An 8,813-nucleotide genomic window follows, 5' to 3' on the forward strand; every position below is an offset into this window, starting at 1 on the left:
ACCCTTTAATTATCCGCGTAATGATCTGCTGGATTACGTTCCGACTCTGTGGCCAGCGGCCGCTCCAATTGCTGCAGCAGCGTTGCGCTTCGACCGTTCAGCAAGTACGAAAAGCCGGAATACGTGCCCAGCATCAACACCCCCACCACCGCCACCACCACCCACAGCGGCAGGTAACGGGACAAGGGATTGCGGCGTTGGGTGACCCGCTGCCAATGGGGAGACAGATCCCGCTCCGGTTCCCCTTTCTGCAGGCGGATCAAATGAAACAGGTTATCCCGCAGAGCTTCCAGCTGGGCATAGCCCCGGGCATCCAGGCGAAACTTACCCTCAAAGCCCAGCCCCATGCAGACGTACATCAACTCCAGTAGGTGCAGGTTTTTGGCGGGTGCCTGCTGGAGATATTCCAGCAGCTGGAAAAAGCGCTCGCCACCGCCGGTTTCGCCATGAAACTGGCTGAGCAGGGATTGTTTGCTCCACACACCACTGCCCCAGTGGGTTTTATTGACCAGCTCGTCGATCACCGTGCACAGCACGTAGCGGGCATAAAAGCGGGTTTCCTCATTGACGTCCTGCTGCAGCAGCTGTTGCTCAAAGGCCTGCAGCTGTTGTACACAACTGTCCCGGTAAGGCATCACCTCGTGGGCTTCCGCCTGCACCGCCAATTGCGCCACCCGCTCCAATAAACCCTCGGCTGCGGCCAGCAGCGGATTATCCAGGGCGCGCCTGGGCTGGGGATACCCCCAGCCGTAACCAGCGTTCGCACCGGGCTGAAAAAAACCGCTACCGGCCGGTGGGCTATGCGGTTGTGATTGGGGCTGTGATTGGGGCTGTGATTGGGGATGAGCCTGAGACGGGGGCTGAGGCGGCCTGGGCGGTGGCGGTGGTGCAGCGCTGCGTCCACCGGGATTGGGGCGTGCAAAGCCGCCGGCCACGGGGCTGGAGGTGTGGGTCACGCCCTCGGCGTTACGTATCTGAATCAGGGTTTTTTCTTCATTGCTCATAGGGGTCTCACCGCTATCCTTTTACCGCCCAGAGTTCCAGCTCCAACCCCGGTATGTCCCCGGAAAAATGAAACGCGATACCACCGGATTTTTTGAGTTGCGACCAGTGTTCAGGGGATTTCTCCAATTGGAAATAAGTGCTGCCGGAGGTATAGGGCACCTGTCGTGGGGCCACCGGTTGGGGAATCAGGCTGATGCCCGGCAACTGCAGGTTCACCAGCTCCCGCAGCTGTTCCACACCGCCGGCCTTCACCGAGCTGGGCAGGCGGGTTCGGACCGCGTCCGGGCTCCATTCGCATTTCACCGCCAGGAAGAACTGGGCCTGATCCAGCAGGGCGCGATCCTGAATCGGCGCCACCCGCACACCAAAACGACGTTCCTGCAGCGGCAGAGCCACGGCGGTCTGCTCGAACACAAGACTCAGCGCCTGGCGTAACTCCCCCATCAGCAGATTGAAGCAATGACTCAGGTTACGGTGGTCATAGGGGATCTCGGCGGGGGCCAGTTTGGTGTCTGTGGTGAAGGTGGCCATTTCCCCGTTCAGCATCACCAACTGGTGATACAGGGCTTCCGGATGCAGCTGCTGCACCTGATGCAGATGGCGCAACCCCGCCAGATACCGGTTCACCATCTGCAACAGCATGAAATCCGCGATATCCGTGGAGCCACGTCGGCCCGAAGCCGCTGACAGGCGCGAAGCAATGGCCTCCGCCCGGTGGCTCAGCAAACTCAGGGTCTCTTTGAGGAAAAACGTCAGACGCCGGGAGCTGTTCACCGCCAGACAGGGAGGAATATATTGGTCATCCAGTTCAATTCGGCCATCGGCATGGCTTTCCCGGATTCGGGCGATGGGCAACGCGGTGTAATCCGCCGTCAGTTCACTCTCCAGGAGTAGCCGAAAACGGGGCTGGGCCACGCTGACACTGACGGTCTTGCTGGCCCCCAGGTTGCTGTCCTGCACGTCCTCGTTGCTGACCGTCCAGCGGGTCAGGCTGTTTTCATCCTGGGCCGGTGCTGTTTCATCCGCCCCCAACAACAGAATGGGCAGGCCGAGATACACCAACAGGTTCTGTTTGCCCGGATGCACCTCCAGCAACAAACGCTGGGAACGGCTGTTGAGGGAGAACACGCTGCCATCTGCGAAGATGCCATCTGCCTGGGACAGGGCAAAGGCACCCTGCTGCAGCAATTGCTCATCAATCTGCAACTGACGCAGGCCCCAGCCAAAGGGATTCAGCATCTGGGTGCGGGTCCGGAACTGCTGATCCAGGTAACGGTCGTGCTGCTGCAGGTGTTGAGGGCGGAGTAACATGCCCTCACTCCAAACTACCTTGTCATAAGACGGCATGGAGTGGTATCTCCCTAAACATGGTATTAATGCCTAGAGAGACAGGGGCAGGGCAAAATTTCGGGAGGTTGTGTGCAGAAAACCACACTATTTCCCTTAACGGGGTGTAGCGACCTCAATCCCCCGGTGATTGAGCAGAACCGTGATCTGATTCTTTTCCCGCAAGGTCAGGGGCAGCACCAGGCGCCAGTTCACCTTATCCAGTTGGCGATAGGCCGCGAGCACCGCCACGTAATTGGACTCCGGCTTCAGCGCAAACCGCAGGTCCTGCACATCCCCGGGCTTGAACTCAAACTCTTCGGTGGCCACCAGATCCGCGCCCAGGGTCTGGGCTTCTGACTGGTACAGCGCGAAGAAATCCGCACCTTCAAAGACCGCCTGGGACTTCAGCTCCAGCACCCGCACCACCACCGGCGACGGGCGCCCGTTGTCATCGGGATTCACATCCCCCCCGGCGACAATCCGCATATCCACCTTGGTCAGGTCCGACATGAAATATGCACAGCCCCCCAACCACAGCGCCAACAGCAGTACAACGGCGTGTTTCCCCCACTTCATGCGTTACTTTCCTTTACGTTTTCTGGTTTTCTTGAGTTTGGAAATCTGTTCATCATAGGCCCGGGCAAAGGGCTCGGCGAATAGGCTGGAGAAGATATCATCCTCTGCCAGCAAATCCTTGTGCAATTCCCGATAGGCATCCCAATAACGGGCCGTCTTGGAACCGATGGAAAGCCCACCCCCCCGGCCTTTTTCAAACCGCTGCTCCAGCGCCTCAGGGGACAGGGTATCCAGCAGCTCCAGGAACGCCCCCTGCATCCCCGCCATCACCGCCAGCTGGTGCTCCTGAAAATCCTCAAAGCATTCCTCGATGGCCTGGTCCATGGGCAGGAACGAGCCCACCTCCCGACTGAGCAGGTGTTTGATGGCCTGCTCCCCATTGGCGGACAGCTTGATCGGGTTATTGTCATGCATGTTCACCAGGGTCATATCCAGGCGAAACTCATTCTTCATTCTGGCCCGCATCTGGGAGGCGGACACCAGGCCCCGCATGCAGAGCCGCAACAGCATGCCCGCCCGCCGCAGGAATGCCTCGCCGCCGGCGTTTTCCACTTCCTGGACACTGATGCCCATGCCTTCGGCGAAGGCTTGCAGCGCAGCACCGGAACCCCGATCAGAGGCCGCGGTGGGCTGGCTCTTCAACGGGGCGATGGCGGTCTGCAAATTCTGCAGATCCTCCATGTTCATGTCCCACTCCGAATCCACCTCCGCCCATTGCGGCAGCGGCGGGATATCCGCTTTGCCGGGCAGACGCTCGCCCCCACCATCGTTGTTTTTCGCGGCAGCGCCTGGTGGGGTGAGCGGGGGCTTGTGTGCTGCGGGTTCCGGGAGTGAGGAATCCTGCCCCGGCGGTTCATGCAAGGGCTCATCCCACCAGTTCTCGGGCAGTTCCCCACCCAAAGACTTGGCATTCGATGCCGGGGGTTCGGGGGGGTGAATGGGCTGCGGGGACTGGACTTTAGGCACCTCGAAAGGGGCTTTCTCCGGCGCCAGATCATCCGGCATGGAGTGGGCCTGGCGGTGCCAGCCTTCCCGTTCAGCCGTGGTTTTTGCCTTGGCCTGCTCGGCCGCCCACTGGTCCACCTGATCCATCGGATTGACAGCAGACACCGCCCCTGGCCGGCCCGGCATGGCGGGCCTTGGCACCTGCAGCGGCGGTGGGTCCAGCTCGCGACCTGGCTCCAGGTTCACCTGAACCTGAAAGTGAATCTGCCCCATCAGCAACTTGTCGCCGTCACCGAGCGGGGTGGCGCGGTTCTTCTCCAACGTTTCCACCCCATTCAGGTAGATGCCGTTGGTGCTGATATCGGTAATGAAAAACTGCCCGGACTCGTAGGACACAATGGCATGACGACCGGACATGTGGCGAGTCTGATCAGGAATCACCCAATCGCAACCGGCGGATCGCCCAATCACACCACCGGCCGGATAGAACACATGACGGGCATTCTGGCCCATCAGGTGCTTTTCTGTGCTCACTACTTCGAGTACTAGTTCCATTATTCCCAAACGGTTCCCAAACTGTTCTCTAACTGCCTAACCCATCAGTCATTTGTGGTATGCCTGCATAGTCTAAACGGTCCCGCCCGGTTTGGCGGGATTTTTTACCCGTTTCCGGTCTTTATAGGGTGAACGTAACACTCAACCACCACTAACCGTAACCGCAGACCGGACTCAAGCCGCCCTTATGACCTCACGTCCAGCCAACTCCAGTCGTTTCAGCCTAGCCATTCATGGCATCGACGAGTCCTTCCGCCTCACCCGCCTGCGCGGTGCCTCTGCAATTGGCGATCTGTATGAATATGACATTTCCTGCGCAAGTAAAAGTCAAAAAATTACACTGGAAGACCTGCTTAATCACTCGGTTCTGATCACCATTCATGACCTGACCGGGGCCGGAGCACCCCGCTTCCTGCGCGGCATCATCAGTGAAGCCGCCTATCTGAACCACGGTCGGGAATACAGTGAATACCAATTGAAAGTGGTGCCAACTTTCTGGATCTGCGCACAAAAACGCGGCTTTCGAATTTTTCAGGACACGTCACCGAACGCCATTATCCTGGGCCTTCTCAAAGAGCATGGGATCAGCGGAGACCTGCTGCAGGACCGCACCCAGGCGGCACCCAAACGGCCCTACTGCACCCAGTACGGTGAAACCGACTATGAATTCATCACCCGGTTGATGGCTGAGGAAGGCTGGCATTTCCATTTTATCAACACACCGCAGAAGCAGATCCTGGTGCTGGCCGATAACAACCAGGCGTTTGCGAAGAAAAGCGGGCGTGCCAGGCTCCGCTACGAGCAGGAGAGCAGCCGTCCTCAGCAGGAAGAGTGTGTACATCTGCTGCACAGTCAACACCAGCTGCAAACCGGGCAGATCCGCCTGGGTGACTACCAGTTTGAGAAACCATCGCTGACGCTGCAGGAAACCAGCGCAGGCCATGAGCCCGCCCTGGAGCACTATCACTTCCCCGGTCATTTCAACGAGCCGGGGCGCGGTAAGGCCCTTTCCCAGCGCTACCTGGAGCAGTCCGAGTATCCACGCCAGATCGTCACCATGGAGACCCACTCCATCCATTGTGAGTCCGGTCAGACCTTCACCCTGGAGAAGCACCCCAACGCGGGGATCAACCAGCGCTATCTGATCATCCGCAGTGAACTGGAAGCCGAGCAACCACAATCCCTGGATTCCGGCGCCAGCAACACACCGGCCCGCTGCATCAGCCGCCTGCTGTGCATCCCCTACAGCACCCCGTACCGCCCGCCTTGGCAATTCACCCGCCCACAGGTGCCAGGCCCCCATAACGCCATTGTGACCGGCCCCAAAGGGGAAGAGATCTACACCGACCAGCACGGCCGCATCAAAGTACAGTTTTACTGGGATCGCGAAGGCCAGGCCAACGAACGCACCAGCTGCTGGCTGCGCGTCAACCAGCCCATCGCCGGTATCCAGTGGGGGGGTATCAGCCTGCCCCGCATCGGACAGGAAGTGATCGTTGATTTTGAGCACGGAGACCCGGATCGCCCGGTGATGACCGGCCGGGTCTACAACGGCCAGAACCTGCCACCCTATCCCCTGCCCGCCCACAAAACCCGGTCCACCCTGAAGAGCCTGTCCAGCCCCGGTGGTGGCGGTTATCACGAAGTTCGGCTGGAAGATAAAAAAGGCAGCGAACAGATTTTTCTGCGGGCGGAAAAAGACCTGGACCTGCGGGTGCTGAACGACCTGAAATCCCAGACCGACCGGGACCAGCATCTGACGGTGGCCAACGTGCTATCGGAGGAAATCGGCAAGGACCTGCACTCGGAAGTGGGGGCCAACCAGAATGACGACGTTGGCCAAACCCTCTCCCTTAGCACCGGCAAAGACCTGCAGCTTAAAATCAGTGGCGCCCATGTGGTTCAGTCCGGCAATAGCATCCACATTAAAGTGGGCAGCAAGGCAATTCTGCAGGGCGGCATGAGCCTGTCGGTAAAAGGCGGCGCCGGGGTGATCACCCTGGACCCGTCCGGGGTCGCCATATTGGGTCCGCTGGTGCGCATCAATGAAGGCGGTGGCGGCGGTTCTGCCCAATCGGCCAATCCCACCCGGCCAGGCACTCCCGCTGAAGCGGATAACGACCGACCCGGCGCCCGTATCCGGGCGGCCACCGGCGCCAACACCGCCTTGCCACCCGCCATTGACTTTGAACGCACCCGGGCCCAGTTGGCCACACTGCAGGAGGCGGCGGAGTTGAATTCGCCGTTTGTAGAGGAATGCCCCGAATGTGCCCTCTTCGCCCAACAACAGGCGGCAGCCATGGCCGCGGCACATGAGGCAACCAGCAAAGCAGTCAGTGAAGCAGCCATCACGACCGACACCCTGGACTTGATCTGCATCGATGCCGACGGAGGCCCCGCCGCCAACCTGCCCTACCGGGTCACCCTGGCAGATGGCAGTGTACGCAGCGGCACCCTGGACGCAAACGGCCAATGCAGCCTGGACGGGCTGCCACCCGGTACCGCCTCGGTGGAGTATGCAGAAGAGGTCAACGAGGCAGAGCTGGCGGAAACCCGCCGAGAAATCGCGGCCGCCCTGCAGGAAATTGTTGCCGCCGAAGAGCAGGAAAAGGCGTCAATCGAAGCAGAGTACGCCAAGCAGGGTGCGGTGGGCCAGTGGTGGGAAGAGGAAAAAGCCAAAGCCCGGGGCATGGGTAAATCCGTGGTGGGGCTGCTCTCCTTCCTTAAAGAGGTCAACGACCTGGCACCGATGAACGCATTCATGAGCGCCCACAAGGTAGCCTGGGATTCCTGGCGCAACACCGATGACCGCCCCTACCTGCAACGCTTCAGCGAAAACCTGACGGACTCCCAATTCAAGGAAGTGGCCGACGTGCTGGGCTTTGATCCCCGCAGCATCTCCCGGGAAGGCATGGCCGAAGCCTGGGCCATGGCCAACTTTGTCTGGGATGATCCTGAGACCCAGAAACTGCTGGTGGAGTTTGGCGGTGATTACGTATCGGCCCAACATAAGCTGGAGATTCTGGAGTTTGGCGCAGGCGCCGCAACGGAAATCGCCATCGATGCACTGATTACAGCCGCCACCGCAGGGCTCGGCCTGGCCGTGGCCGCTGGAACCAAGTTGCATTATCTGGACAAATTCAAGAAACTGGGCCCGTTGTTTAAAAAACTGGCGGAGTTGCGGAAGAAGGCGTTTCAGAGGAAGCAGAAGGCTGGGCAGACCGGGGGGGAGATTCCGGAGCAGTTGGATAAACCTGGGGTTGTTGAGCCTCGCACCAGCAGACTTCCTCCAACTCCTCAAACCATGGATGAAGTGTTAACTCGAATGGATATAGCCACAGAAAAAGTAGCAGAAGCTCGACGCAAAGGAACAGGTCTTCCCACTTCGCCTTTTACAACTGAAGATAAGTTAAGAATCGTTGAAGAAGGCCTGCAAGAAAAGTACATCGTCAGGGTTATCAAGACTAACTATGCCAAAGACACCGGCAGTATTGGTTGGGTTAACCCTGATACGGGCAGATCGACCTATTGGACGACCACCTATACCCAACTTGAGTATGCGGACAAAGATGCCGAGCTGATTGCAAAGGCCGTAGGAACTGATTACGACCCTAAAAGCGAATATACACTGCTTGTTATCGATGCAGAACAAGCAGCAAAAACGGGCGATATGACTACATTTATCCCCACCTATGAACGACTGGGAGAACTAGCGAAAACTGATATGCCTCACATCAACCCTGATCACATAGATAAGGTGATGACACCTGATTATTCGGGAACCTATGAGGCATTAGTTCAAAATGCAAAAGCTGATGGATTTAATTTGAATAAGGATCAGCAGCTCAAAGAATTCATCAAACAATCGAAGTTATCCCCAGAGCAAACTAAGCTACTGGAAACGAGGCAGGAGATACAAAACCAGTATGGCGCCAACGAAATGTTTTTGGGCAATGGTCTCACAAAAGATGTTAACGATACTCCCAGCTCCGAAAGCTATGGAATGGTTGAAACATTCACTCTGGACAAAAAGCCTGGGCTTCTAGGGGAGCTTGAACGGAACGGCACACTGCAACGAGTTCCTTTAACATCACATTAATACGCTTGAAGAGAAGCAGACATGAAATTCTTTGACGAGATTGACCCAATCAGCATTGACAACAACTCCAGCGTAGCAGGCTCTTTAAGCGATAACAGAAGCCCTACAACCACCTACTATGTGCTTACACCGAACGACTACGCCATTATTGTCGTTTGTGATTTTTTTACAAACAAAAAAACGGGCGAATCGAAGTGGCTAACACATCAGCTGGAATTCCCCAGATCAGGTATAAACTGGATCGTCACCACATTAGAGAATAAGTTTCTCAAACTCTCCCATGAAGGAGGATTACCAGCTGATG

Annotated in this window: 6 protein-coding genes; 2 read left to right on the top strand and 4 right to left on the bottom strand. The window is 57.8% G+C overall.

Annotated features, from left to right (window positions below; translation table 11 throughout):
* Positions 1-5: 5 nt before the first annotated feature.
* The 4 genes from icmH to tagH all read right to left on the bottom strand — a co-directional run bounded on the left by icmH (position 6) and on the right by tagH (position 4,410).
* Positions 6-1,004 carry a type IVB secretion system protein IcmH/DotU gene (gene icmH / locus D9N14_RS06465; RefSeq protein ID WP_290578178.1) on the bottom strand — a complete coding sequence of 333 codons (999 nt, stop codon included), beginning with the start codon at positions 1,002-1,004 and terminating at the stop codon, positions 6-8.
* A 13-nt stretch (positions 1,005-1,017) separates the two neighbouring features.
* Complete coding sequence (gene tssK / locus D9N14_RS06470; RefSeq protein ID WP_290578180.1) at positions 1,018-2,352, bottom strand: type VI secretion system baseplate subunit TssK; 1,335 nt, start codon at positions 2,350-2,352, stop codon at positions 1,018-1,020.
* A gap of 96 nt (positions 2,353-2,448) precedes the next feature.
* A complete protein-coding gene (tssJ, locus tag D9N14_RS06475) occupies positions 2,449-2,910 on the bottom strand; it encodes a type VI secretion system lipoprotein TssJ (RefSeq protein ID WP_290578182.1) in 462 nt (153 codons plus the stop codon).
* Between the two features lie 3 nt (positions 2,911-2,913).
* A complete protein-coding gene (gene tagH, locus D9N14_RS06480) occupies positions 2,914-4,410 on the bottom strand; it encodes a type VI secretion system-associated FHA domain protein TagH (protein ID WP_290578184.1) in 1,497 nt (498 codons plus the stop codon).
* A gap of 187 nt (positions 4,411-4,597) precedes the next feature.
* Here tagH and tssI point away from each other — a divergent pair, with 187 nt between their 5' ends.
* Together tssI and D9N14_RS06490 are read left to right on the top strand one after the other, a co-directional pair.
* Positions 4,598-8,509, top strand: coding sequence for a type VI secretion system Vgr family protein (gene tssI / locus D9N14_RS06485; protein WP_290578186.1), 3,912 nt, complete (start codon positions 4,598-4,600; stop codon positions 8,507-8,509).
* Between the two features lie 21 nt (positions 8,510-8,530).
* A partial coding sequence (locus D9N14_RS06490) for a hypothetical protein (protein WP_290578188.1) occupies positions 8,531-8,813 on the top strand: 283 nt, incomplete at its 3' end.

It is taken from the genome of Ketobacter sp. (assembly GCF_003671495.1).
GTDB lineage: Bacteria > Pseudomonadota > Gammaproteobacteria > Pseudomonadales > Ketobacteraceae > Ketobacter.

What these genes read in the sequence shown, in the direction of transcription:
- tssJ (WP_290578182.1), bottom strand. Translation starts at nt 2,910, where the DNA reads ATGAAGTGGGGGAAACACGCCGTTGTACTGCTGTTGGCGCTGTGGTTG.
- icmH (WP_290578178.1), bottom strand. Translation starts at nt 1,004, where the DNA reads ATGAGCAATGAAGAAAAAACCCTGATTCAGATACGTAACGCCGAGGGC.
- tssK (WP_290578180.1), bottom strand. Translation starts at nt 2,352, where the DNA reads ATGCCGTCTTATGACAAGGTAGTTTGGAGTGAGGGCATGTTACTCCGC.
- tagH (WP_290578184.1), bottom strand. Translation starts at nt 4,410, where the DNA reads ATGGAACTAGTACTCGAAGTAGTGAGCACAGAAAAGCACCTGATGGGC.
- tssI (WP_290578186.1), top strand. Translation starts at nt 4,598, where the DNA reads ATGACCTCACGTCCAGCCAACTCCAGTCGTTTCAGCCTAGCCATTCAT.